The organism is bacterium, from assembly GCA_004299235.1.
GTDB lineage: Bacteria > Chloroflexota > Dormibacteria > Dormibacterales > Dormibacteraceae > SCQL01.
Window position 1 is genome coordinate 81,025 of the sequence record SCQL01000019.1, and the last position, 24,612, is coordinate 105,636.

23 protein-coding genes are annotated in these 24,612 nt (G+C 68.3%); 10 read left to right on the top strand and 13 right to left on the bottom strand.

Annotation, left to right across the window (positions count from 1 at the left end; all coding sequences use genetic code 11):
- Nucleotides 1–10: 10 nt before the first annotated feature.
- The gene (locus EPN29_05375) at nt 11–1,546 is read right to left on the bottom strand and encodes a class II fumarate hydratase (GenBank protein TAN33706.1); all 1,536 of its coding nucleotides are present in this window, start codon (nt 1,544–1,546) and stop codon (nt 11–13) included.
- Here EPN29_05375 and EPN29_05380 point away from each other — a divergent pair.
- Entirely contained in the window at nt 1,457–2,350 is an 894-nt protein-coding gene (locus EPN29_05380) for a hypothetical protein (protein TAN33707.1), read from the top strand. The two genes, EPN29_05375 and EPN29_05380, sit on opposite strands and share 90 nt — an antisense overlap.
- A gap of 88 nt (nt 2,351–2,438) precedes the next feature.
- Entirely contained in the window at nt 2,439–3,416 is a 978-nt protein-coding gene (locus EPN29_05385) for a cation transporter (protein TAN33708.1), read from the top strand.
- Here the strand turns inward: EPN29_05385 and EPN29_05390 are convergent.
- On the bottom strand, nt 3,352–5,046 hold the full coding sequence (locus EPN29_05390; GenBank protein ID TAN33709.1) for a hypothetical protein: 1,695 nt from the start codon (nt 5,044–5,046) through the stop codon (nt 3,352–3,354). The two genes, EPN29_05385 and EPN29_05390, sit on opposite strands and share 65 nt — an antisense overlap.
- Before the next feature lie 93 nt (nt 5,047–5,139).
- On the opposite strand from EPN29_05390, the gene EPN29_05395 reads away from it, so the two are divergent.
- Nucleotides 5,140–5,880: a hypothetical protein gene (locus EPN29_05395; protein TAN33710.1), complete on the top strand. Its 741-nt coding sequence runs from the start codon at nt 5,140–5,142 to the stop codon at nt 5,878–5,880.
- On the opposite strand, the gene EPN29_05400 is transcribed toward EPN29_05395, so the two are convergent.
- Genes EPN29_05400 through EPN29_05410 form a run of 3 tightly spaced genes read right to left on the bottom strand, consistent with a single transcriptional unit; the run spans nt 5,877 to nt 8,497 of the window.
- Nucleotides 5,877–6,242, bottom strand: coding sequence for a hypothetical protein (locus EPN29_05400; GenBank protein ID TAN33711.1), 366 nt, complete (start codon nt 6,240–6,242; stop codon nt 5,877–5,879). The genes EPN29_05395 and EPN29_05400 overlap by 4 nt on opposite strands.
- Before the next feature lie 10 nt (nt 6,243–6,252).
- The gene (locus EPN29_05405) at nt 6,253–7,995 is read right to left on the bottom strand and encodes a long-chain fatty acid--CoA ligase (GenBank protein TAN33712.1); all 1,743 of its coding nucleotides are present in this window, start codon (nt 7,993–7,995) and stop codon (nt 6,253–6,255) included.
- 37 nt (nt 7,996–8,032) lie between these two features.
- Nucleotides 8,033–8,497: a transcription elongation factor GreA gene (locus EPN29_05410; protein TAN33713.1), complete on the bottom strand. Its 465-nt coding sequence runs from the start codon at nt 8,495–8,497 to the stop codon at nt 8,033–8,035.
- Nucleotides 8,498–8,533: 36 nt separating this feature from the next.
- On the opposite strand from EPN29_05410, the gene EPN29_05415 reads away from it, so the two are divergent.
- Entirely contained in the window at nt 8,534–8,878 is a 345-nt protein-coding gene (locus tag EPN29_05415; GenBank protein ID TAN33714.1) for a hypothetical protein, read from the top strand.
- Between the two features lie 6 nt (nt 8,879–8,884).
- Here EPN29_05415 and EPN29_05420 read toward each other — a convergent pair whose 3' ends face one another.
- The 3 genes from EPN29_05420 to EPN29_05430 are packed head-to-tail and all read right to left on the bottom strand — an operon-like array spanning nt 8,885 to nt 12,343.
- Nucleotides 8,885–11,137, bottom strand: a complete 2,253-nt coding sequence (locus EPN29_05420) for a hypothetical protein (protein TAN33715.1) — start codon at nt 11,135–11,137, stop codon at nt 8,885–8,887.
- Nucleotides 11,106–11,744, bottom strand: a complete 639-nt coding sequence (locus EPN29_05425; protein ID TAN33716.1) for a hypothetical protein — start codon at nt 11,742–11,744, stop codon at nt 11,106–11,108. The genes EPN29_05420 and EPN29_05425 overlap by 32 nt, the downstream gene beginning before the upstream one ends.
- Nucleotides 11,741–12,343: a hypothetical protein gene (locus EPN29_05430; protein ID TAN33717.1), complete on the bottom strand. Its 603-nt coding sequence runs from the start codon at nt 12,341–12,343 to the stop codon at nt 11,741–11,743. The genes EPN29_05425 and EPN29_05430 overlap by 4 nt, the downstream gene beginning before the upstream one ends.
- Nucleotides 12,344–12,450: 107 nt before the next feature.
- Here EPN29_05430 and EPN29_05435 point away from each other — a divergent pair, with 107 nt between their 5' ends.
- Nucleotides 12,451–14,622 carry a diguanylate cyclase gene (locus EPN29_05435; protein TAN33718.1) on the top strand — a complete coding sequence of 724 codons (2,172 nt, stop codon included), beginning with the start codon at nt 12,451–12,453 and terminating at the stop codon, nt 14,620–14,622.
- Here the strand turns inward: EPN29_05435 and EPN29_05440 are convergent.
- Complete coding sequence (locus tag EPN29_05440; protein TAN33719.1) at nt 14,551–15,783, bottom strand: hypothetical protein; 1,233 nt, start codon at nt 15,781–15,783, stop codon at nt 14,551–14,553. The genes EPN29_05435 and EPN29_05440 overlap by 72 nt on opposite strands.
- Nucleotides 15,675–17,927, bottom strand: a complete 2,253-nt coding sequence (locus tag EPN29_05445; GenBank protein ID TAN33720.1) for a DEAD/DEAH box helicase — start codon at nt 17,925–17,927, stop codon at nt 15,675–15,677. Before EPN29_05445 ends, EPN29_05440 begins: the two co-directional genes overlap by 109 nt.
- Before the next feature lie 26 nt (nt 17,928–17,953).
- On the opposite strand from EPN29_05445, the gene EPN29_05450 reads away from it, so the two are divergent.
- Together EPN29_05450 and EPN29_05455 are read left to right on the top strand one after the other, a co-directional pair.
- Nucleotides 17,954–18,517, top strand: coding sequence for a sigma-70 family RNA polymerase sigma factor (locus EPN29_05450; GenBank protein ID TAN33721.1), 564 nt, complete (start codon nt 17,954–17,956; stop codon nt 18,515–18,517).
- Nucleotides 18,518–18,549: 32 nt separating this feature from the next.
- The gene (locus tag EPN29_05455) at nt 18,550–19,101 is read left to right on the top strand and encodes a hypothetical protein (protein TAN33722.1); all 552 of its coding nucleotides are present in this window, start codon (nt 18,550–18,552) and stop codon (nt 19,099–19,101) included.
- Between the two features lie 76 nt (nt 19,102–19,177).
- On the opposite strand, the gene EPN29_05460 is transcribed toward EPN29_05455, so the two are convergent.
- Nucleotides 19,178–20,761, bottom strand: a complete 1,584-nt coding sequence (locus tag EPN29_05460) for a cysteine--tRNA ligase (GenBank protein ID TAN33723.1) — start codon at nt 20,759–20,761, stop codon at nt 19,178–19,180.
- Between EPN29_05460 and EPN29_05465 the strand changes: the two genes are divergently transcribed.
- Nucleotides 20,711–21,604 (top strand): hypothetical protein, encoded by an 894-nt coding sequence (locus EPN29_05465; protein ID TAN33724.1) that lies wholly within the window; start codon nt 20,711–20,713, stop codon nt 21,602–21,604. The genes EPN29_05460 and EPN29_05465 overlap by 51 nt on opposite strands.
- Here EPN29_05465 and EPN29_05470 read toward each other — a convergent pair.
- Complete coding sequence (locus tag EPN29_05470; protein TAN33725.1) at nt 21,595–22,173, bottom strand: DUF309 domain-containing protein; 579 nt, start codon at nt 22,171–22,173, stop codon at nt 21,595–21,597. The two genes, EPN29_05465 and EPN29_05470, sit on opposite strands and share 10 nt — an antisense overlap.
- Here EPN29_05470 and EPN29_05475 point away from each other — a divergent pair.
- Nucleotides 21,970–23,355: an HD domain-containing protein gene (locus EPN29_05475; GenBank protein ID TAN33726.1), complete on the top strand. Its 1,386-nt coding sequence runs from the start codon at nt 21,970–21,972 to the stop codon at nt 23,353–23,355. The genes EPN29_05470 and EPN29_05475 overlap by 204 nt on opposite strands.
- On the opposite strand, the gene EPN29_05480 is transcribed toward EPN29_05475, so the two are convergent.
- The gene (locus tag EPN29_05480) at nt 23,356–23,658 is read right to left on the bottom strand and encodes a zinc ribbon domain-containing protein (GenBank protein ID TAN33727.1); all 303 of its coding nucleotides are present in this window, start codon (nt 23,656–23,658) and stop codon (nt 23,356–23,358) included.
- Here EPN29_05480 and EPN29_05485 point away from each other — a divergent pair.
- Nucleotides 23,651–24,586, top strand: a complete 936-nt coding sequence (locus tag EPN29_05485) for a pyridoxal-phosphate dependent enzyme (protein TAN33728.1) — start codon at nt 23,651–23,653, stop codon at nt 24,584–24,586. The two genes, EPN29_05480 and EPN29_05485, sit on opposite strands and share 8 nt — an antisense overlap.
- The last annotated feature ends 26 nt before the right edge of the window (nt 24,587–24,612 follow it).

Below are 24,612 nucleotides of genomic sequence, written 5' to 3' on the forward strand. Positions count from 1 at the left end.
TTCTGCCCGCCTAGCCGCCTCCGCCGGGTCCTTCGAGGCCGGGCTTGGTCATCTTGCCCAGGTCGAGGACCTTGTTGAGCACGGCTTCGCTCACGCCCTTGCTCCGGGCGAGCTGCCGGATCGAGCGCCCGGTGCGGATCGACTCTTTGGCGATCTTCGCCGCCTCGTCGTAGCCGATGACCGGGTTGAGCGCTGTCGCCAGCATGGGGCTCCGCTCGACCAGCTCAGGCCCGCGGTCGGTCGCCTGAAGGCCTTCGACGCATCGCTCGGAGAAGTTGCGCGCTGACGTCGCCAGCAGGGTGATCGACTCGAGGGCCGCGACTCCCGCCACCGGCATCATCACATTCATTTCGAACAGGCTCCCCGACTGGCCGCAGAGGGTGACCGTGAGGTCGTTGCCGAACACTCGCGCGGCGGCCATCGTGAGCGACTCCACGATCACTGGATTGACCTTGCCCGGCATGATGCTCGATCCGGGCTGCGTTTCCGGCAGCCGCAGCTCGCCGAGTCCCGCGATGGGCCCGGTGCCCATGAGCCGGATGTCGGAGCCGATCTTCCAGAGGCTGGACGCAATCGTTCGCAGCGCGCCGTGCGCGGCCACCAGGACGTCGAGGGTCGCCTGCGCGTGGAAGTGATTGCGCGCCTCGCGTACGCTCAACCCGGTCGCGCGCGACAGCCGGGCGCAGGTCATCCGGGCGTACTGGGCGTGGGAGTTGAGGCCGGTGCCGACGGCCGTTCCGCCAAGGGGCACCCGAACCAGCTCATCCACGGCGGCCTGCGCCCGGCGAATGGATTCCTCGACCTGGCCCGCGTAGCCCTTGAACTCCTGGCCGAGCCGGATGGGGGTCGCGTCCTGGAGGTGGGTCCGGCCGGTCTTCATCACCGGCCAGAACTCGTCGCCCTTGGCCTCGAGGGCTTTGAGCAGCTGCCTCAGCGCGGGGATGAGCTCGCCGGCGATCGCCATCGCGCTCGACAGCTGGATCGCGGTCGGGATGACGTCGTTGGAGGATTGGCACAGGTTCACGTGGTCGTTCGGGTGCACCAGCTTCGAGCCGCGTTCCCCGCCGAGGATCTCGGTGGCGCGATTGGCGATCACCTCGTTGGCGTTGGTGTTGGTCGAGGTTCCCGACCCGGTCTGATAGATGTCGATGGGGAACTGATCGTCGAGCTTGCCGTCGATGACCTCTTGCGCGGCGGCGCTGATCGCGCGCGCCCGCCGCCTCGTCAGCAGGCCGAGCCCGGCGTTGGTCTGGGCGGCAGCCTTCTTGACCAATCCGAGCGCGCGGATGAAGCGGCGGGGAAACGGCTGGCCGGAGATCGGAAAGTTGAGGACCGCCCGCTGCGTCGAGGCGCCGTAGTAAGCGTCCGCGGGGACCTCCATCTCGCCCATGGAGTCCCGCTCGACGCGAACGCCTTTCTTCTGTGGCACCGAGGGAGATTCTAGAGTGAGGAACCTATGCGTCTCGCCGCGGTCGACATCGGCAGCAACACCGTTCACGCGCTGGTGGCCGACGTCGTGAGGGGCCGGCTCGAAGACGTCGCCCATTACGTCGAGATGCCGGAGCTCGGGCCGCACGTGGCCCGCACGGGCGCCATCGGCACCCGCAAGCGGCAGGCGATCCGAGCCCTGGTCTCCGTTCTCGCACAAGCTCGCGGCCATGGGTACGAGCACCTGATCGCCGGCGCGACCGAGGCCGTCCGGCAGGCGTCGGACGGGCCGGCCTTCGTCCAAGAGGCGGGTGACGCGATCGGGGTGCCGGTCCACCTCATCTCCGGGCGGCGGGAAGCGGAGCTGAGCTTCCTGGGCGTGGCCAGCCGTCACGCAGCCAAGCGTGAGTGGACGATGGTCGACCTTGGCGGGGCCTCCACGGAGGTGGTGATCGGGCGCGGTCGTGAGCTGGTTCGCGCGGCCACCCTGCCGCTCGGTTCCGGGGTGCTGTCCAGCACCTATTTGTCGGATCCACCCCGGCCGGATGAGCGCGCCCGCCTGCGCCAGGCCGCGCTCCGCGAGCTCGTCCATGCCCCGGACGGCGAGGCGGAACGCCTGGTGGCGACCGGAGGCACCGCGTCCAACCTGCCCCACGTGCTGACCCGGCACCACCCGCCCTCGGTTTTGACCACCGCCGACCTGCTCACCTGCGCCGCACGCCTGGACGGAGGCCGGGCGGCCGACGTGGCCGGGGCGGTCGAGCTGCCGGTCAACCGGGTCAAGGCGATGCGGGCGGGAATCGAGGCGCTGCTGCTCTTCCTCGATTGGTATGGGCTAGCGGAGCTGCGGATCAGTCACCAGGGACTCCGCCACGGCATGCTGCTCAGCTACCTGGAGCGGGGGGACGACTGGTGGCACTGAGGGCCGGCCGCCGTCCACCCTTGGGGTTCCCCGCCGGAAGCGCGCGGAAGGGGGATGAATCGTTGCAGCGGGTGGGTAGGATGAATCGATGGAGCACGTGAGCGACCGCGGCCGGACCCTGAAGCGGGCGCTGGCCCTCACCGCCCTGATTCTCGCGGTCGAGTTTGCCGGGGGCCTGATCTCCCACTCCCTGGCGCTTCTCTCCGATGCCGGGCATGTGCTCACCGACGTCTTTGCGCTCGGCCTTGCCTGGTTCGCGGTGGAGCAGGCCAAGCGCCCCGCCGACCAGCGCCGCAGCTACGGGTACCACCGCGTGAGCATCCTTGCCGCGCTCGTCAACTCAGTGACCTTGATCGTGATCGTGATCGCCATCGCGTACGAGGCGGTTCGCCGGCTGATGAGCCCGGAACCGGTCCAGGGCGGCGTGGTGATCGTCACCGCGCTGGTCGGCATCGCCATCAATTCGTTCGTCGCCCTCAGCCTGCACGGCGACGAGAAGAGCTTGAACCTGCGAGCGGCGCTTCTCCACGTCACCGGCGACCTCGCCGCCTCCGGGGGCGTGGTGATTGCGGGCGCCGTCATCCTGCTCACCGGCTGGCTCTACATCGACCCGCTGCTGTCGCTGGGCATCGCGGCCCTGATCGCGTGGGGCGCTTGGAGGATCGTGCGCGAGACGGTGAACCTGCTCCTCGAAGGCACGCCAGGCGAGATCGATCTCGCCGCCGTGACGGCTGAGATCACGAGCACCGAGCTCGTGACGGCCATGCACGACCTGCACGTCTGGGCGCTGTCGTCGGACGAGACGGCTCTCAGCTGCCACGTCGTGATCGGGGAATGCCCGCTGGGCGATGCCGAGCACGTCGTCCGCGACCTGGAGAGCCGGCTGTGCGGCCGTTTCTCGATCGGACACACGACCATCCAGGTCGAGAGCTGTCACCCGTGCGGTGAGATCCACCACGGTGCGGGCGACCACAACCACCCGCACCAGCACGTGGTGTTCGTCAGCCCTGGGTCTGGTGCAGAAGAGCTCCCTCCCGCCGCAGGATCCTCCGCGCGACAGCGATAGCCGAGGCGTAGGTCGAGTCCATACCCCGATAGCTCAGGCCGCGAGCCCCCAGGGTGCGGGCCTGCGTGTAGGGGGTGTCGGACGCGTAGTGGACGATGCCCAGGTCGAAGTTCAGCTGGGCCATGTTGACGCTCTCGCCGATCGGATACCGGCCGGGCTGGACGATCTCATAGCAGGCATCGAGATAGGGTCCGGCCTCCATCTCGACCACCGTGTATCGCCCGTGATAGTAGAAGTCGAGATAGTCGCGGTTCTGCAGGAACGTGCCGCGCACGGTGACCGCCCGCTGGTTGTCCAGGGCTGACCCGTAAACCAGGTTCGGCTGCACGTCGGCGGCCGTGAAGCAATTGTCGAGCCAGTAGGTGTCGCTCGAGTGCTCGTTATGGACGACGTTCGGGATCATCACGTCGCCGACGTCCGCGTTGAGCGTTGCCGCCTTGCCCAGCACGTACACGCCCGCCACCCATGATGCTTGCTCGGCGACCTGCCGGAGAATGTGGTACGCGGCCTGGCCGAGCGGGTAGTCGACGTTGAGGATGCACGCATCCGAGGCGTGGAGCTTGCGCTCGTCCACTGTGCCGATTCGCGGATCGATCGATGCCGGGTCGAGCTGGGAGAGTTTGAACACCTGCGCCGCCGAGTCGACGCCCGTCCCCTTGGCGGCGATGTGCCGGATGCCGTTGGCCGCCTCCATCTCGGCGCGCCGGCGGCGCAACCGCTCACGATCGGGATGCGAGTCGAACACCTGGCGCGCGCCGTAGTACAGCCAGTTGTCGCGCGAGGCGCGGCTGTGCCCCGCCTCCAGCTTGCGGCGCTCGTCGTCGAGCTCCGGGTTGTTCTTCGCGATCCAGTCCACGATCTCGTTTTCGAACTGGCGGGCGACGCCGGTCAGGACGTTGACCAGGCTGTGCGAGTTGGAGGACACGAAATATAGCGGCGCGTCCCGCGCCCCCATCTCCTGCATCACCGACGCGATCGGCAGCCACCAGCGACTCGCGTTACGCGCGTAACCCAGGTGGCTGCCGCCGATGAGGCGGAGGACGATCTTGCACTCCTCGCGCTTGACGGCGGCGAGGATCGAGTCGAAGGCGTCGCCCCACGCGTCACGCAGCCGGCGCCAGTCGTCCTCGGTGGCACCCGCCGCCAGCCGCGCCTGTTCGTCGGAGGTCTCGACGCCCTGGAGCGAGCGGTGCAGCTTGTTCCATTCGATCTGGTAGGCGACGAGCGTCGGCACCAGGTCGTCGATGTCCGAGGTCGAGGCGATCAGCACCGCCAGGGTGTCCTTGCCGTCGTGGTACCAGCGGCGCCGCCGGGCCGGCGCCTTGACCGCCTGCCACGCCAGGATGTCCGCGCGAAGGACCACGCTGAAGCCCTGCGGGCTCTGGCCCATGACGACGTGGCGGCAGCGGCTGATGGCTTCCGGCAGCCGCCGCACCGCGTACAGGAGCGCTCCCATGTCGATCTGGGGCTGGGCGGCCAGCGGGTGCAGCACGGAGCCCATGCCGAGGTGGGCCTGGACCAGGGATTCGACCTTGATGTCCCCCGAGCTCTGGAGCATGGTCGTGTAGGTGCGCACGTAGAGCTCGACGGCGTGCTTGCCGGTCCAGCCCGGGGCCGGCGGCGATTCCATCAGGCGACTATAAGACGCTGCCCCGGCCGGGCTTACAAAACCTTGACCTTCTGAGTGAGGAACCTGAGACCGCCACGTCGTTTAGTTGAGGGCGTGATCACCAGCATCGCGAAAATGCGCTACATCCGGATCGCCGGCTTTGCCGCCGGTGCCGTCGCCGTCAGCGGCGCCGCCGTCTTGATCACCGCTTCGGCCGCCGGTCTTCAACTCGGCTTCCACTCGTCTGGGTCCCAACCCAACCCGGCGGACACGGCGGCGTTCGCGCAGAAGACGGGCAAGGCATCCGCGGTGTGCGGGGACTTCGTCTCGCATCTCTCCAACGATCTTGGTATCAGCCAGAGCAAGCTCAATGCGGCCATCCAGAAGGCCGCCGGCGAGACCCTCGCCGACGAGGTCAAGAACGGCGACCTCACCCAGGCGCAGGCCGACGCCATCAAGCAGAAGCTGACGGGACAGGCGCCTTGCTCGCTCGCAGGCGGTCTCGGCAGGAAGCCCGGCGCTCGGTCCGGGGCGGGCGCGTACTTGCAGCAGTTGCTGAGCGCCGCCGCCTCGGCGCTCGGTATCAGCGAGGCGCAGCTGAAGGCCGATCTCGCCCAGGGCATGACGCTCTCGCAGGTCGCGGCGGCTCAGAACCCGCCCGTGACCGAAGCGCAGTTTCGCTCGCGCCTGATCGGGAAGCTCACTCCGCTGCTGGACGCGGCCGTCAAGAGCAAGCGGTTGACCGGCACCCAGGAGCAGGCGATCCTCAAGCAGCTGCAGACCGGGCCAATCCCGTTCTGGAACACGCCGGCGCCGCGGGCGAAGTCCTGGGTGCCGGCCGCCTCGACGACCTAGTCAGTCGGCGCGTCGGGCGGTCCGCCCAGCCGGCGCATCAGGTCCTCGAGCAGCTGCCGCGTCTCCGGGTCGGCCATCAGGCGCTCCTGCATCTGCTCCGCCGAACGGCGGATCTCGGGGTCGGACATCAGGCGCTCGGACATCGCCTGGAATCGGGTCGCCATGTCATTCATGGCCGATTCCTGCGCGACCTGGATGAGGATCGGCTGGCTCGCCGCGGCGACCATCGCCTCGGCCTGGGCGCGCACCATCTCGATCCCCTTGCAGCCCAGGCACTCGCCCTTGAGCCCGCAGTGGCAGAGCTGCGGTCGGAGGCGATCGAGCGCCGCGTGAAGCTCTGACATGTCCGCGGGGCCCGCCATGCCGCCAAATTTACGCGGGCTGGGTGCCTGCCGTGTACATCGCGTCGATCTGCGCCGCGTACTTCTGGGCGATCACCCGGCGCTTGATCTTGAGGGTCGGGGTGATCTCGCCGCCCCCCTCTGTGAACGGGTGGGGCAGCAGCCTGAAGCGCTTGATCGACTCCCAGTTGCCCAGGGTCTTGTTGAGGGCGTCGACGCCGGGCTGAATGAGGCCGATCACGCGCTCGTCGTCGACCAGGTCTTCCGGACGCCCGGGCACCTTCTGAGTGACCGCGTCCCAGTCGGGGACGATCAGCGCGGTCACGTAGGGCCGGCTCTCCCCGATGACCACGGCCTGCTCGACGAATTCGTCGCGCTGGATCTGGAACTCGAGCGGCTGCGGCGCCACGTACTTGCCGCCCGCGGTCTTGATCAGGTCCTTCTTGCGATCGGTGATCTTGAGGAAGCCATCCTCGTCGATCTCCCCGATGTCCCCGGTGTAGATCCAGCCGTCCTTGATCATGTCGGCGGTCGCGCCGGGGTTGTTGTGGTAGCCGGACATGTTGCCCGGGCTCTTGACCAGGATCTCTCCGTCCTCGGCGATCTTCAGCTCGACGCCCGGAAACGGCTTGCCGACGGTGAGGAAGCGGTGCCGTGAGAGGGTGTTCGAGCAAACCCCCGACGAGGTCTCGGTCAAGCCCCAACCGTTGAGGATCGGCACGCCGATCGCCCAGAAGAACTCTTCGATGTCGCGCGCCAGCGCCGCACCGCCGCTGATGACGAATCGGAGGCGCCCACCGGTCAGGCGGCGCCGGAGGGCCGCCAGGACGACTCGCTCGGCGAGCCGGCGCTCGGCGGTGAGCGCGGGTCCCGGCCGGGCCTCGTGAGAAAAGCGTATCCCGACCCGGATCGCCCAGTTGAACAGCGCCCGGCGGATGGGACTCGCCGCTCGAACGCGCTGCATGACCGCAGCGTGCATCTTCTCGTACACGCGCGGGACGCTGACGAGGATGGTGGGCCGCACCTTCACCAGGTCTTCGGCCAGGTGTTCGACACCGCGCGAGATCCACATCTGGCCGCCGAACGAAAGCAGCGTGAAGGTGCCGTTGATGCGCTCGAACACGTGCGAGTAAGGCAGCCAGGAGAGGGTCGAGTCGCCCGGCTCGAGCGGGAAGACCTGCATGACCGCACGAGCCGAATCGACGAAGTTGCGGTGGGTGAGCTCGGCGCCTTTCGGATCGCCCGTCGTGCCCGAGGTGTAGACAATGGTGCAGATGCCGTCCGGACCGATCCGCTCGAGCCGGGCGGCGATCTCCTCCATGCGCCGCGGGGGCGCCTGCAGCCACTCCGCCACCTCGACGTCCATGCGCACGATGCGGCGGAGAGGGCCTGCGGCCTTCAGCTTGGCGGCCATCCCCTCATCGGATGCGATCGCCAGCACCGCCTCGCAGTCGGCGGCGATGACCTGAGCCATGTGGGGGACGGTGCCCGAATAGATCGGCACGGTGACCGCTCCCGCCGCCTGGATGCCGAAGTCGCAATACAGCCATTCGACGCGGTTCTCGCTGATGAGCACGACGTGATCGCCCGCCTTGACGCCGGCATCGATGAGGGCGGAAGCGATCGCCAGCACGCCGCGCTTCATGTCCGCCCAGGTGGCGACCTTCCAGGCCTCGCCGTCGGGGTGATGAACAAGGGGCCGGTCGCCGAAGCGAGCCGCCTGCCTGAAGAAGACGCCGACCGTCGTGCGGTCGGCGATGGTATCGGGGTTCAGCTCGTGGGTCGAAGCGGTCGTTGCCCCAGCCGTCTGCTTATTTGACCGCCTTGATCGTGAGCGTGAGCGTGCCCGACGGTACGCTCACCGTAACCCTGTCCCCCTTCTTCCGGCCCACCAGGGCGCGGCCGACGGGCGACTCGACGGAGATACGGCCGGCCGACGGGTCGGACTCCACCGCGCCCACCAGATGGTAGGTTTCGGCGGCGCCTTCGGTGTCGACGACCTCGATCGTCGAGCCCGGCCCGGCCACGCTGGAGTGCGTGTCCCTGATGATCTGCGCCCGGCCGATCATCTCCTGGAGCTCGTAGATCCGGCTGTCGAGGAGTCCCACCTCCTCCTTCGCCTGCTCGTACTCGGGGTTGTCCTCGATGTCACCGGGCTGAAACGCCTCCTTCAGGCGCTCGCCCGCCTCGGCACGCCGGTTCAGCGCGACCTCGAGGTTGCGCTTGAGCTTCTCCAGCCCCTCCGGCGTCAGCAAGACAGGTTCAGTTAGATCCATCTCTCCCCAGCCCTTCGGGAAATAATAACCTGGCGAATGGACCCCACTGACTTGAGGGCCGGGCTGGCCGAGCGGCTGGCCGGAGCCAGACCGATTGACGCGCAGACGTTCAACACCGCCTGCTTCGTGCTCTCCCGCGCCCTGGAGGATCTCAGTCTGAGCGTCCCCGAGGCGGCGCCGCTGGCGCGGCGCTTGCTGCGTATCGCCGGCCGCGTCGTCATCGATGCCGGCATGCCGGGTTCCCCCGCGGGCGTCTGGCCCAACACCGAGGAGATGGCGCTGCAGTGGATCGACGAGGCTCTGCGGGCTCTCGGCTATCAGGTGAGTCCGGTGCCCGGCGGGGGGCGGCCGGAGCTGACACGCCCCGATGCGACCTGGTGATGCGCGTCAGTTGATGAGGCGGGCGGCAGGAGGCACGGGGGAGTAGTTCGGGTTGAAGTCGATCCCGACCGAGGCTCCACCGCTGACGCTGGCGGTGGAGCAGATGACCTGGCCGGCGAGTGGCGCTATGTTGCCGCCGTTGATCGTCCAGTTGGCGGCGGGGGTGTAGATCGTGCCGATGTACTGCGTGGCCGAGCCGCCGTTCATCGTGTTCGAGCAGGTGTTGCCGGCCGGCTGGTAGATCACGATCCAGTTGTACTGCAGGCCGCTGAAGACGTAGGTCGCGCCCTGGGCGTTCTGGCTCATGCAGGACCCCGCGGGCATGTAGAACTGGACCGCCCCCGGCGTCACCTTGGCGCCCGAGCAGGGGGCGTTGGGGTCGCCCGGGTTGGGCGAGATCACGCAGTAGTTCTCGTTGGTGACGTCGCCGCCGCTGGACGGCGCGTACTGGAGCGACATCGGTGAGTTCTGCTGGCTTATCGTCCCCGGCGGAGGGGGGCACCCGCTGAAGCACTGCGGCGCGACCTCGTCGGCGGGCGGCTGGCACCCCACGGCGCGGGCCAGGCTGTAGCACTTGACCGGGCTGTAGAGGATGCCGAGGTGGGTGAGGTTCATGATCGTGGCCACGCTCGGCGGCTGATTGGTGGTGTAGCCCAGCGTGATCTGGGAGCCAGTGTTCGGGTAGGGGTTGGCGCCCGATCCGTCAGGCGAAGCGGGCGGGGAGCCGCCGAGGTACGGGGACGCCCCGCCCGCGGGAGGGACGCCGCCAACGTCTCTGAACCCGGGCGCCAGGAAGCGGCCGACGAATCCAAAGTCGCTCGGGATGCCGTCACACCCGTAAACGTCCAGGTAGACGTTGTAGTACTGCGCGCCCGGGGCGTTGCGCGTGATGTTGACGTCGATCCCCGTCGTCCCGTTGTTGGTCATGTTCCCAGGCGTCAGCTGACATTCAGAGGGCGCGCTCTCGCGCGGACATCCCGGCGATGAGGAGCAGGGGTTGGGCGTGATGTTCGGGTCGGCGAAGGTGTCGTATCGAACCGCCGTCACGACGACGCCCCACTGGTTGAGCTTGTTCTTGGAACCCTTCTCCGCGACCCCGTTGCCGGCCGCCGTCGCCGGCATCGTGACGTTGAAATCGCCCGCGCAGGTGACGCCGTTCTGGTTCCAGAACTGCGGGTTCGCAAGGTTCGTCGTGCCGGGAGCTGAGTACCGCTCCTCGTCCGGCGCCTTCAGCTCGTTGGACAAGAGGCTGCCGGTGGCGTCGGACTGATAGCCGCCGGTCCAGTTGTAGACGCCGGCATCGAGAAAGGCGCAGCTGGCCGAGCCGCCTGAGAGGTGAAAGCTGCCGTACTGGCCTGGCTGCATCTCGGTCCACGTGCCGCGGTTGTACTGGTTGTAGCTCTGCACGGTCGAGTAGTAGGAGACGGAGTTGGCCAGGTAACCGGGGTCGGGCAGCGTCGGGGCCGGCACGATCGGCGCGCCCGCGGTGTCGCCCGCCAGGCAGGGAGGCGGGTAGGGGACGAAGCCGGGGGTGGAGTTGTAGCAGTAATACGAAGCGGAGCTGCAGGTCGATCCGGCCGCTCCGTAGCAGTTGCCCGCTTCCTTCAGACCGGCGTCGACGCAGGCGGTGCCGTTGGAATACGTGTCGCCCAGGATGGTCAGCGAGGCTGAACCCTTGAGGTTGGTCGCGCACGTTCCTGTGCTGAGCGTGAGCAGCGCCGGCGTCTGGCGCTGGTTGCCGACGATGGCCGTCGCCGTGGCGTTGACGGTGACGGTGGTCGGGCCTCCGAAGATTTGCATGAAGGCAAGCGGGAGAGCGTGGACGGAGGTGAAGGTGAACTCGTAGCCGTTGAACAGGGTGTTGGTGGCGACGATCGTGAGCGTGTAGCCGCCCGTGTAGCTGTAGGTCCAGGTGTCCTGCTGAAGGTTGTTGCTCGGTCCGACGAGCGCGATCGTATGGGTGGAGGAGGCGGAGCCGGAATACAGGTGCAGGTCGTTCTGGTAGAGCTTCACCGACTGTGGCACGGTGCTGCCCGTGAGGTTGCGGAAGTTTTCGTACCAGTCGCCTGACGCCAGCGCCGCCGCGTCGACGGCGGCCTGCTGGTCGCGGCGGTCGACGTAGCCTCGACCCGAGTCGATGGCGAGGCCGAGCATGCCGAACAGCACCAGGATCAGAAGGCCGATCAGGACGATCGCCTGTCCCTCCTGCAGCCGTCGCTGCGGCGACCTAGTTCGAGTACTCGGCACGGTAGACCGCATATGCGGTGATGACGATCTGGTTGCCGACAACTTGCTGGATCACGGGGGTCAGCGGCTGGAAGTTGAACCAGAGGGTCACCTTGATCGGATCGTTGCCCTGGGCCGCCTGGATGGGGTTGCAGCCGGCTCCGGCGTTGGGCGGCGGGTAGGAACCGAGGCCGCCTTTCGGGCCGTTCGGATAGCCGTTGCCGGCGGGGCTGGGATCGGTGATGAAGATCCAACCGGTGTTGGGTGCCGGCAGCGAAGGCGAACCCACGGGGTTGCCGCCGTTGGGGAGCGGTCCGTTGGGGCACGCCGGGTTGTTGGCGAGGTTTTCGGTGACTGCGTGCGCTTGGATGGCGGTTGCCACGTCGGTGTCGGTGGGCCAGCAGTGGACGTAGGCGGGCGGCGCGCAACCGACACCGTTCGGGTCGATGTAGTCGGACGCCCGCACGGCCGCCCGCGCGCCTTCGTTGGCCGCCTGCTGCAAAGTGATGTAGAAGTACAGGCCGCGACCGAAGTCGATGATCCCGAACGTCAGAAGCAGGATCACCGGTGCGATGAGCGCGAATTCGGTCATCCCCTGCGACTTCTGGCTGCGGAACCACACGCGCATCGCTTTTTTCATGGCTTGCCTTGGATGGTGAAATGCTCGTTGTACGCGAGCGGGATACCGGCGCCGAACAGATTCTGGATGAACGGCGTGATGAGGGCGAAGTTCATCAGGATGGAGACGTTGATGTCGCCCAGCCGCCACGAGTTGTCGGTGGGATGGCTGGCCATCGTCCCGGTCTGAGGGTTGCCGCCGGGGTACGTGTAGCAGATGTAAATCCACGGCGATTGCGTCGCCGCCGGATAGGCCGCCGCGGCATACGGCTTGTTGTTGACGGCGTTGCCGTCCGTCGGGGCCAGGCAGGAGCCGCTTGCCTTCAGCGTGCCCGTCAAGCCGGAGCCTGAAAGCGACTGGTTGACGGCGGTGATGACATCCGCGTCGTCGAGATAGATATTGAGCCGTGATCGAGTGTCGAACCAGGCGCCGTGGCGGGCGCCCTCGCGGGCGGCGCCCTGCATGTTGACGGAGAAATAGAACGCCCGCGACAGGTCCAGGAGGCCCATCATCAGCAGCAGCAGGACGATCGACGAGATGGCGAACTCGACCAGCGACTGCCCGCGCTGGCGTTTGGCCGCCATGCCGTGAACGCTTGTTCGGTTCATTTCAGCGCTCATATTCAATCGGATCGCGCACCAGGATGCACCATGTGTACCGCGTCTAACGAACTTAAGACGGTTTTCAGTCGCGTTGCACGCGAGTAAGTTAACGGCGGCAATCGCTGATGGCGCAAAGCATGACCACCAAGCCCGCTGACGTCCACGAGTCGCGTCGCTGGCAGGACATCCGCGCGCGGGCCATCGACGCCACCTTCGATTCCGATCGCCGCCGCGTCGGGGAGCGGGTGGCGGTCGTCTTCCGCTGGCTCTTCCTGATCGTCCTGGCGGTGCTGAACACCGTCAACCCACACAGCGGGGCGGAAGCCAAAGTGACCAGCGACGCCGTCCTTGCCGGCTGGGGAGCCATGAACGTCGCGGTGAACGTGCTCCTCGCCCGCGGTTACCGGCCGGGGAAGCAGTTCAGCCTGACGACCATGGCGCTCGACATCTTTTTCGCGGTCGCCCTGGTCTACCTGTCGGACGGCTTCAGCAGCCCTTTCTTCTTGGCGCTGTTTCTGGCCGTGATCACCAACGCCGTGCGGTTCGGCGCCACCGCCAGCTTCATGTCGGCGCTGATCATCTCTTTCATCTACCTGTTCATCGGCGGCAGTTTCACGCCCGCCAACTTCTACATCGACCCCAACGCGACGGTGGGCAAGGTGTTCCTCTTCCTCGTTGTCGCGCTCACCACCGGTTACATGACGCGCGAGCTGGAGCGCCAGAGGCGCTCGGCCGTCGAGCGGGCGGCGCAGGCGGACTCGCTCCGCGAGCTGAGCATGGACATGACCAGCGACACCGACATCAAAGACGTGTTCGACGTGCTGATCGACAACGCCGTCCAGATGACGAGCGCCGAGCGCGGGCGCTTGATTCTCGCTTCGCAGGAGGGGTTCACCGTCGTCGCCAGCGCGAGCCGCGGGCCGGAGTCGGAGCTCGCTCCCGAAGGTGAAACGATTGACGAGCACCAGCTGGCCCAGGCGGCCACCACAGGCGAGGCCGCCTTCGCCGCCGACCGCAAGGGCCTGGTGATTCCGATCGCATCCGGCGAAGGTGTCACCGCCCTCGCGTGCCTGACCCAGATCGCCGCCACCTTCACCAACCAGGACCTGTTCGTGGTGAACGCCCTGTCCGGCAGCTCGGCGGTTCCGCTCGCCAACGCGCTTCGCTACCAGCGGAGCCGGCAGGAGGCGACCACGGACGCCTTGACGGGGCTGGCCAACGTCAGGGAGTTCCGCCGGCGGCTGGAGGCCGCGTTCGCGCGGCCTGACCGCCGCAACGCACCGCTGTCGCTGCTCCTCGTCGATTTTGACCATTTCAAGTCCGTGAACGATGAGCTCGGCCACCAGCACGGCGACCTGGTGCTGCAGATGGGGGCCAGGATCGTGCGGGCGGCGGCGCGAGCGCAGGACCTGGTGGCGCGTTACGGGGGTGACGAGCTGGCGGTGATCGTCGCCGATACCAACGGTACCGGAGCGCAGCGTTTGGCTTATCGCATCGTGGACGCGGTCCATGCCGCGGCGGTGTCGACGACTCCAGGCGGTCACCTGACGTTCAGCATCGGGGTCGCCACCTACCCGGATGACGCCTTCACGGCGACTGAGCTCGTGGCGGCGGCGGATCAGGCGCTGTACCTGGCCAAGCGCGAGGGCAAAGACCGTCCGTGCACGTTTCCCCAGCTCGTCACCGAGCTCGAGCTCGCGGACGGCAACCTGGTCTCGATGCTGACCGAGGCCGGGCCCCAGGTGATGGTGGCGGCCGCCCATGCGGTCGATCACCGCAGCCCCGTCGCGCAGGGACACTCGAGCCGCGTCGCCGCCATCGCGGATGCCATCGGCCGCCGCTCGAGCTTTTCCTCAAGTCAGCTGGAGAACCTCCGGACAGCGGCGTTCCTCCACGATGTCGGCCACATGACGCTCGGCCCGGACGGACAAGGATTCGAGGTCCCGGGCCATGCGGAGGCGGGCGAGAGGATAGTCGCCGGGGCGAAATTCCCGGCCGAGGTGGTGGCCGCCGTCCGGTTCCACCATGAGCGTTGGGACGGTGGCGGCAAAACCGACGGCATGACCGGGGACGGCGTTCCGATCAGCGCGAGAACCCTCGCCGTGGCCGAGAGGTATGAGGCGCTGACCGCCGGGCGCGCCTGCACGCGGTTGACGCCGCAGGAGGCGTTGGCGAAGCTGGCGGAGGGGTCGGGTTCCGAGTTCGACCCGGCCGCCGTCGAAGCGCTAGGGCGGGCCGTCCGGGATGGGAGCCTCGAGCTGAACCTCCCGGACGTGGCGCTGCCCGCGACGGCTTAGGCGCCTTGCCACCTTCCGGCGCAGCCGTTCGCGCCTGTGGTCCAGGTCCCGCGCCGCCTCGGGCATCCGCCGCTGAGCGGCCTCGACGACGGTGAGCGCCTGCTGCGGGTCGCGTCGCCGCCATTCCAGCAGCCGGGCCCGAGCGACCGACACGCGGATGTCCTCGGGGACGCTCGACTCCAACCAGCCGAGCAGCTGGTCGGCGGCGGCGACCGAGCCGCGCCGCACGAGCCGCCGTGTGATCAAAAGGCCTGCGCTGGCGGCGGCTTCGCCCTGGGCGAACGACGTCGCGTTGCGCAGCGCCCTCCAGCCGTCGGCCCGAGCTCCCCGGCGAAAACGGTGACGACCGAGGGCGAGCCAGTCCGCGGCGTCCATCCCAGGCTCGCCCTGTAGCCGGAGCAGCAGGCGCGAGTGAAGGTGGACGAGGCTGATCACATCCAGCCGGTTGTGCTCCAGGGCCGCCTCCAGCAGGTCGCTCGTGCCGGCGCGCAGGTAGTCGAAGTAGGCGTCGGGCACCAGCGCGCTGGGGAGGGGGTCGTCGCGCTCGTAACCCAGGACGCGCTCCTCGACCGATCGCAGGGTGCAGCTCTCCAGGCGGTGCCTGTACAGCGCTCGCACGAGCGTCAGCAGGTCGACGTGGGGCAGGTCGACGAAGTCGCCAGGCATGCGCGCCATCACCCACCGCGTCCGCAGGACCGGGAGGTCGAACGAGCCGCCGTTGAAAGTGCCCAGCGCCTCGGCCGCCTGCAGCTCTTCGCGCAAGGCATGCAGGAATGCCGCCTCCATGCCGGGCTGCGGCAAGAACAGCTGGGCGACCCTCAGGCCGCAGTCGATGGGACGGGCCACGGCGGCGGCGAAGACATAGGTCCCGGCGCCGCCGCTGAGCCCGGTGGTCTCGGTGTCGAAGTACGCGATGCTGCCCGGATCCGGATCCAGCGCGGGCAGCCGGACGACGTCCTGGCGGAGGACGGCGGTGCCGAAAGGCGTCGACACCTCCTCGAACCCTCGCGGCAGTTCCCCCGGCGGCTGCGGCCGGGGCCGCCGGGGAGCGCCTAGACGGGTAAGGCGGTCGCGGAGAGCAGTTTCAGGCACGCCTGCTTGGCTCCTTGGGCGAGATGCAGCGGCCCGATGCATGAGGGGCACCCGGCAAGGCACGGGCATTCGCGCACGAGCGAGGCGGCGTCTTCGAACAGCTCGCGGTGCAGCTCGTACATTCGCGCCGAGAAACCGACGCCGCCGGGATAAACCTCATACACCGTGACGGTGGGGAGCATCGTCGTCACCGAGCGAACCTCGGCGACCGCGCCCAGGTCGCGGGGGTCGCACATCAACCGCATGCTGGCCACGTGCCGCAGCGCATGGGCCATTCCCTGCAGCCCTGCCTCCAATGTCTCGCGGCCGAGCGACCGCCACAGGCCTTCCTCCACCGTGACCCAGTAACCCGTCGTGTGCAGCGTCTGCTCCGGCAGGTGGATGGGACCCGAGCCGATGTTCTCGTGCGTGTGAAATTTGATCTTCTTGAACATGCTCGCGAGCGAGGTGATCTTCAGCTCGCCGTGACCGCGCGAAATCGCAGCCAGGTCCGGGCCGGCAAACGTGTCGAGGACCTGAACCGTCACCGACGCCAGCGCGTCTGTGTAGTAATCGACCTCGACCGGGCGGACGTAAGCCTTCTTCTCGTCCCAATCCAGGCGGTCGACGTGAAACTGCGCGCCTTCGTGCAGGTAGACCGCCTCCTCGTGCAGCAGCACGGGAGCGGAGAACTGGTCCATCTCACCGATGACCTGTGGCCGCGGGTGCGAGGTGTCGATGATGACCACGTTGTCGGCGGCGATCCGGCGCAGGTGCACCTCCTCGGCGGGGAATGCCTGTCGGCTCCAGAACCAGCGCCCGCCGGAGCGGGTCGCCGAGCCGTCCTCCTCGAACAGCTGCAGCAGCTCACGCACGTCGGCGCGGCCGAGCCGTTCCTCTGACTCGAACGGGAGCTCGAAGAGGCCGGCCTGCAGGTGGCCTGCCAGCAGCAACAGGTTGTCGGGATCGATGAGCCCTTCCTCGGGATCCGCGCTCAAGAAGTACTCCGGGTGACGCACGATGAACTGATCGAGCGGCGAGCTGGACGCCACGAACACGCCGATGGACCCGGAGCGGCGACCGGCCCTGCCGAGCTGCTGCCACGTCGACGCGATGGTTCCCGGATATCCGACCAGCACCGCGGTCTGCAGGGTGCCGATGTCGATGCCGAGCTCGAGCGCGTTCGTGCTGACGACGCCGGTGATCTCGCCGTTTCGCAGCCCGGCCTCGATCTCTCTTCGGTGCAGCGGCAGGTAGCCGGCGCGGTAGCCGCGAACCCGCTGCGCGACGTCGAGCCGCGGCGCGAGGTCCTGCCTCAAGTAGCTGAGCATCACCTCAACCTGCAGGCGGCTTTTGCAGAAGACGATGGTCTGCACGCCGGCTCGGATCCAGGGTGCCGCGATGCGCCGCGCTTCGAGCATCGAGCTGCGCCGCACGCCCATCTCGCGATTGATCAACGGCGGGTTGTAGAAGATGAGCCGGCGCTCGCCACGCGGTGCGCCGCTGCGGTCGACCAGCTCGATGTTCTCTTCCTCGAGGAGGCGCTGCGCGAGCTGCAGCGGATTCGCGATCGTCGCGGACGCGCAGATGAAAGTCGGGTTCGAGCCGTAGAACGTGCAGATTCGCTTCAGCCTCCGGATGACGTTGGCTACCTGGCTGCCGAACAGTCCGCGATACGTGTGGAGCTCGTCGATGACCACGAACTCCAAGCTCGAGAAGAGCCGGCGCCAGCGGGTGTGATGGGGCAGGACGCCGGCATGCAGCATGTCCGGATTGGTCATCACGACATGACCGCCTTCGCGGATCGCGGTCCGGCGGCCGGGAGAGGTGTCGCCGTCGTAGGTATCGACCCGCACCTCGATGGGCAGGCCGTGCTTCAGGGCGCTGAGCTCCGCGAGCTGGTCTTGCGCCAGCGCCTTCGTCGGATACAGGTACAGCGCCCGCCGCTCGGGGCTTTCCAGCAGGCGCTCCAGGACCGGGAGGTTGTAACAGAGCGTCTTGCCGCTCGCCGTCGGCGTCACCACGACCAGGTGGCGTCCACGCCGCACGGCGTCATAGGCGTCGGCCTGGTGGGAGTACAGACGCTGGATTCCCCGCCGGGCCAGGGCTTCAACCAGCTCCGGTCGCAGGTCGGACGGCAGCGGGGCGAAATTCGCCGGTGCTTCCGGAATCCCGTGGTCCAGCGTTATATCCCCTTGGAAGCCGGCTGCGTCGAATGAAGGAAAGCTGGCCATGCTGCGCCTTGGGAGGTTAAACGAACATTCGTTCGGAGTCAAGTGAAGCGGAGGTCCGCGGCGCTCGGTACGGACGCTACGAGCCGGGCTCGGAGGCGGACTTCGAGCGGCTCTACCGGAGCGCCTACCGGCAGATCCTGGGCACCCTGATCACCCTGCTCGGCGACCGGGCGGCGGCGGAGGATTGCGCCCAGGACGCCTTCGAGCGTGCCTACAAGAGCTGGAGGACATGGCGCGACGACGCGCCGGCCGAGGCCTGGCTGCATCGCATCGCGATCAACGTCGCGATCTCGGATCGGAGGCATCAGCGCCTGCGCCAGGCGGGCGAGGTCATCCGCCGCCTGGGCCGCCCCGCCTCGCCCGCCGATCCGGCGACCCTCGCCGAAAGATCCGATCTCCTCCGGGCGCTCCGGCGGCTTCCGGCCAGGCAGGCCGCCGCGCTGGTGCTGCGCCACTACCACGGCTACAGCAACCGGGAGATCGCCACCGCGCTCGGCGTGCCGGAGCGGACCGTCGCCTCCCGCCTGGCGGCGGCGAAAAAACAGCTGAGCGTCACCCTGGCTGACGCGCGGAAAACCAAAAATGGGTAGTTGCCCTTGAGCCGGCGTTGGTTCTTCCCGACATGAACGATTTCGAGCGGGAGCTGGAGCGCGAGCTGCAACGGATCCTGGACCCGATCGCGGCCGCCGCGATCCCGGCTCGGAGAGTCACCACCACTGGAGGGACGATGAAGAGGCTTTTGGGAGGCGCCGGTGCGGCGCTGGGGATGAAGGTCGTGACCGGTCTTGCGGTGGCCGCGATGGCGGCGACGGCGGCCGGCGTGGCGACCGAGATCGCGACCACCGGCAGCATCAACCCAGCGGACTGGGGTCAGCAGGTCACCAAGCAGGTCCAGACGTGCAAGGACACGCTTCGGGCCTCTGGCACCCGCGGCATCGGCCACTGCGTGAGCCAGTTCGCCAAGCAGCATGGCGACGCGGTGAGCGACCAGCACCAGGCCAGCCAGGCGCGTGAGCATGGCAACGGCAACGCCGGCGGCAAGGACAATGACAAGCAGAAGCACCAGGGGGCTGGCCCGGGCGGCTCGGGCGCGCATGCCAAGTCGACGCCCGGTGCACAGGCGGCGGGCGAGTCACATGTGCCGGGAGCGCCGGCGAGCAGCCCTCAGCCGTAATCGCGGTCGACCAGAACCCCTTCCTCTGGCGGGGCCGGGCCGCAAGGTTCGGCCCCTTTGCGTTCGTGCGGCCGCCCTATTTGTCGCCGGCGACCTTCCAACGCTGGCCGGCGGCGGTGTCGGTGACGGCGACGCCGAGGGTCGCCAGCTCGTCGCGCAGCCGATCCGCGGTGGCGAAGTCTTTGGCCGCCCGCGCTCTCTCGCGCGCCTCGAGCAGGCTTGATGCGCCGCCGGGCAGGGCCACGTCAGGCTGGGATCGGTCGAGGTCGAGTCCCAGCACGCGGTCCCACGAGCGCAGCAGGGCCGCACGCGCGCCCGGTGCGACATCCGAGTGAGCCAGCTCGGCCACGAGCGCCATCACCGCCGGCAGGTCGAGGTCGTCCGCGAGGGCGGATCTGAACCGTGACTCGAACGCGGCGGCGTCCGCGCCCTGGAGGTCGCCGCCGCTTGAGTCACGAGACCAACCGGCGACGCGTTCGCGGAGCTGGCGCAGGGCACGGTCGGCGCCCGCGAGGCCGCCGGTGCTGAAGTTGAGCTTGGTGCGGTACTTCGCCTGGAGCGCGAGATATCGGAACGCCAGCGGGTCGAAGCCCTGCTCCTCGAGCTCGGTGATACGAAAGAAGTTACCGGCTGATTTCGCCATGCGCGAACCCGCGAGCATGAGCAGCCCGCCGTGCATCCAGCAGCTCACCACGCGGTGGCCGGTGACCCCTTCCGACTGTGCGATCTCCGCTTCGTGGTGCGGAAACACGTTGTCGGCGCCGCCGGTGTGGATGTCGAAGCGCTCTCCAAGGAGCGACATCGACATCGCCGAGCATTCGATGTGCCAGCCTGGAAAGCCAGGCCCCCACGGGCTCGGCCACACCTGCTGCCGGTGCTCACCGGCGGCCTTCCAGAGCGTGAAGTCACCGGGATGGCGCTTCCGCGGGTCGACTTCGCCGCGGGCGCCCGCCAGCAGCTTGTCGATCGTGTTGCGCGAAAGCTTGCCGTAGGCGGCAAAGCTCCCGATGTCGTAATAGACCGTGCCGCCCGCCTCATAGGCATGCCCTTTGGCGATCAGCGTGGTGATCAGCTCGATCATCCGCGGTATGAAGTGGGACGCGTGCGGATACTGGGCCGCACGGCGGATGTTGAGCTTCGCCGCATCCGCCATGAATGCCGCGGTGTAGTGAGCCGCAATCTCTGCCGGCGACTTTTTCTCCAGGCGCGCGGAGACGAGCATCTTGTCCTCGCCGCGGTCGAACGTGTCGTCGGTGAGATGGCCGACGTCGGTGATGTTCATCACCTGCTCGGTGCGGTAGCCGAGGTACTCGAGGCTCCGGCACAAAAGGTCCGGCAGCATGAACGTGCGGAGGTTCCCAACATGCACGTAGCGATAGACGGTGGGCCCGCAGGAGTAGATCCGGACGGTCCCGCCGGCCAGAGGACGGAGCCCCTCCTTGGTGCGCGTGAAGGTGTTGTAGAGCCGGATCGCCGGAGTGGTCGCCATCATTCTGAATCTATGCTGCCAGGTGTGAGGGCTCACCGGCTGGACGGATCCGCCCGGGTCGAGGACGTGGTCGGACGGGTCCTGGTCCACGACCTCGGGCCCAACCTTCGCAAGGGGACGGTGCTGGGCGGCGAGCACCTCGATCGGGTCCGGCAGGCGGGCGAGGTCCATGTCGTCGAGCTCGAGCCTGGCGACCTCCACGAGGATGCCGCCGCGCGCCGGCTGGCCGCGGCGCTCGTCAGGCCGGGTCTCGAGCCGCGGCGACCGGTCCAGAGCCAGGTCCGCCTGGTCGCCCGGCGTCGCGGTCTGTTGCGTGTGCGCGGCGACCTGGTGGACGCCCTCAACGCACTCGGCTGCATCTCCGTCTTCACCCTGATGGACGGCCAGGCGGTCGCCGAGGGTGAGGAGGTCGCCGGCTGCAAGGTCACGCCGGTGGCCGTGCCGGGCCGCCTGGTGGCGGCGGCGGAGGAGATCTGCCGTGAGCAGGGCCCGGTGGTGGAGCTGCTCGAGTTCCGGCCGCTCAAGACCTTCGTCGTCGCGACCGAGCGCTTGAAGCCGAAGGCGCGCGAGCTCTTCCGCGTCGCGGTGACCGCCAAGCTCGGCTGGTATGGCGCGGACGTCCTGGAGGTGCGTGAGGTGGCGCGCACGGCTGAGGCCGTGGCCGCGGCTTACCAGGAGGCGGTGGCGGTGGATGCGGACCTGGTGCTGTTCGCCGGCGCCTCCGCGATCGATCCCCTCGACCCCGCGTACGCCGAGCTGACGCGCGCGGGCGGCTCGCTGCTGCAGCTGGGGGCGCCGATGCACCCCGGCAGCATGCTGTGGCTCGGCCGCCTGGGCGAGGCCGCGGTGGTCGGCGTGGCGTCGTGCGCGGGCTTCGGCCGATCGAGCTCGCTCGACCTGCTGCTCCCGTTCGTCTTCGCCTACGGCCGCGCTGAAGCCGGGGACCTGCGGCGCCTCGGCCACGGCGGCCTCATCGAATCCGCCGCCGGGCGCCGCTTTCCTCCCTATTCCTGAAGGCGGATCACCGGCATCGTGAGCTCCGGCCAGCCGTTGGCCGCCATCGCCGCGAGCAACCCGTCCACCGCCGTCACCAGCTCCACCAATCGCACCCCGCGGTGCTCGGGCAGGTACGGGCGGAGGTAGTCCGCGCCGCTCCGCCACTTGTTGCTCGCGCCGCGCCGGTTGCGGCGGCCGTAATGCAGGCAGCCGGCCGCGACCTGGATCATTCCCTTGTAAAAGCCGGCGTCAGGACCCTTGCGATCCGGCAGCCACTCGCCTTCCCAGACCTCGTGCGCGTCCCAGTAACGACCGCGGTTGAAAAGCTCGATGCCGTGCCTGAGCCCGTCGCTCACGCTGACACGGGCCGCGATAATCGCTGCATGGCTGAGCTTCCGGCCGAGTACTCGCGCGCCAACCTGTCGAGCGATCCCATCTACCGATACCTTCGCATCACCAAGGGCGGGCCTGGGGGCGTGGCCGGGCTGGCGGCCGAGCAGGACCTGGTCGATTCCGCCTGGCTCCAGCGTCTGCGCCGCATCCACCAGCTGCAGAGCGCCTGGTGGGTGTTCGCCACGGCGGAGCATTCGCGCTTCCAGCACGCCCTGGGCGCCATGCACCTGGCCGGGGAGTGGGCTCGCCACCTGTACCCCTCGCTGCGCGCCAGCTGCGAGTCCGTGCCCTCGGCGCAGGTGGTCGAGGAGACCATGCGCATGGCGGGGCTGCTGCACGACGTCGGCCACGGTCCGTTTGGCCACTTCTTCGACGAGAACTACCTCGACGCATGGGGCATCGATCATGAGGTGATCGGACGGGCCCTGATCACCGGGCCCCTGGCTCCGCTGATCGAGGCCCTGGGCGCGTCGCCGAGCGCCGATTTCGAACGGAGGGAGCAAATCGATCCGCGCTGGGTCGCATACCTGATCTCATCGGCCGACCTGGACGGCTTCCACCCTCCTCCGTGGCTCGCGGCATTGAGGCCGGCGCTGGTCGGCGCCTATTCGGCGGACAACATGGACTACGTCCCGCGTGATTCCTACATCTGCGGCGTCGCGGCGGGGCCGGTCGACGTGCAGCGGATCATTCACTACTCCTTCATCTCGGAGCGCGGCCTGACGCTCCATGCCCACGCCGCCGAGGCGCTGTACATGTTCCTTTCCGCGCGGCTGTACCTGTACCACCAGGTCTACTTCCACCGCACCGTGCGCCGCATCGACCTGCAGCTGCGCGAGGTGTTCCGCCCGACGCTGCAGCTGCTGCTCGGGGGCAATCCGCTGCAACTGCTGGACCGCTACCAGGCGCTCACCGAATGGTCGCTGCTTTCGGAGGTCAACCGGTGGGCGGCGGGTGACGGCGACGCCGAACGCCGGGAGCTTGGCCGCGCATGGGCGGACGTGGTCGCGCGCAAGCTCAGATGGAAGCTCATCTACCAGGGCCACACCGATGCCCGAGACATCCCGAACGAAGCCCTCAGCGTCACCCGCGAGCAGTTCGCGCGTCATATCCGCGAGCGGTTGCCGGAGACGGCGCGCGACATCGTGTTCGAGGTCGACGTGGCCGCGCAGGAGTCGCGCGCCTTCAACCCGATCAACGAGACCGCCGACATACTCATCTATGAACCGCTCGAAGACCGCTACCAGCAGAGCCGCGTGCTCGACCTGTTCAAGCGGCTGCCGGTGCGCATGGCGCTGTTCCGGATCTTCGCCCACGACGAGGCCCACAGCCGGGAGCTCATCCAGGCCGCGAACGACGTGCTGGGCGTCGGTTAGCTAGAAATCGTCGCCGCCGAAGTCGTCACCGCCGCCGAAGTCGTCACCGCCGCCGAAGTCGTCACCGCCGCCGAAGTCGTCACCGCCGCCGAAGTCGTCACCGCCGCCCAGGTCGTCGTCGCCGAATTCGCCCTCGTCACCGCCATCCCCTTCAGCGGAGCGCACGGTGGCGAAGTTCGAGACGAGGCGATGGAGAGCGGGCTTGCCGCAGTGGGGGCACGCCGGGTCGGGCGAGGCAAAGCTGCCCAGGAGCGATGACGATCGCTTGCCGCACGCCTCGCACCGGTACTCGTAAATCGGCATCCCTACGATTATCCGAGTGATTGGCGTCGAGCGGATAAGGACGGCGGCGGAGCGGGCGCGGCCCTACGTCCAGAGGACGCCCCTGGTCCCGGTGGAAGGCGCGCTCCTCAAGCTCGAATGCGTCCAACCGACTGGGAGCTTCAAGGTGCGGGGTTTCTTTGCCGCCGCTCTGGCGCTGCCCGAAGACGAGCTACGCCGGGGCCTGATCACCGTGAGCGCCGGCAATGCGGCCCAGGCCTGCGCCTACGTCGCTCACCGGCTGGGCGTCCCGTGTCGGGTGGTCATGTTCGACACCGCCCCGCCACCCAAGGTCGAAGGCGTCAAGCGCTGGGGCGCCACCCCCATTCCGATGCCGCGCGAGGCTCTATACGAGTGGATGGCGGCAGAGGGCTGGACGAAGGAGCCTGAAGCGTTCATCCACCCCTTCGCCTCACCCGAGGTGATGGCCGGCCACGGGGGCATCGGGTTGGAGCTGCTCGAGGACGTGCCCAACCTCGCGAGGGTCCTCGTCCCGGTCGGAGGCGGCGGGCTGGTGGGCGGCATCGCTTCGGCGCTCAAGGGATCGCGCCGCGATATTGAAGTGATCGGCGTGCAGTCGGACGGCTATGCGCTCTGGACCCGCAGCCTGGCGGCCGGCGGGCCCGTGTCGATGCGCCCGGACACGATCGCCGACGGCACGACGGCGCCCTTCGACGCGCGGATGTTCGAGCTGCTGAAGGAATGCGTCGACCGCTGGCTGACCGTGCCCGAGCCACGGCTGCGGGCCGCGGTCCCTCAGCTCGCGGCCGCCGGAAAAGTGGTCGCGGAAGGCGCGGGGGCGCTGGCGTATGCGGCCCTGGAACAGCTGACTCCCGGGGTGCCGACCGTCGCCGTGGTCAGCGGCGGGAACATCGATCCGATTCTGCTGGCCTCGCTGCTCGCGGACTAGCTCGCTTGGATGCCCGTCAGGGGGAG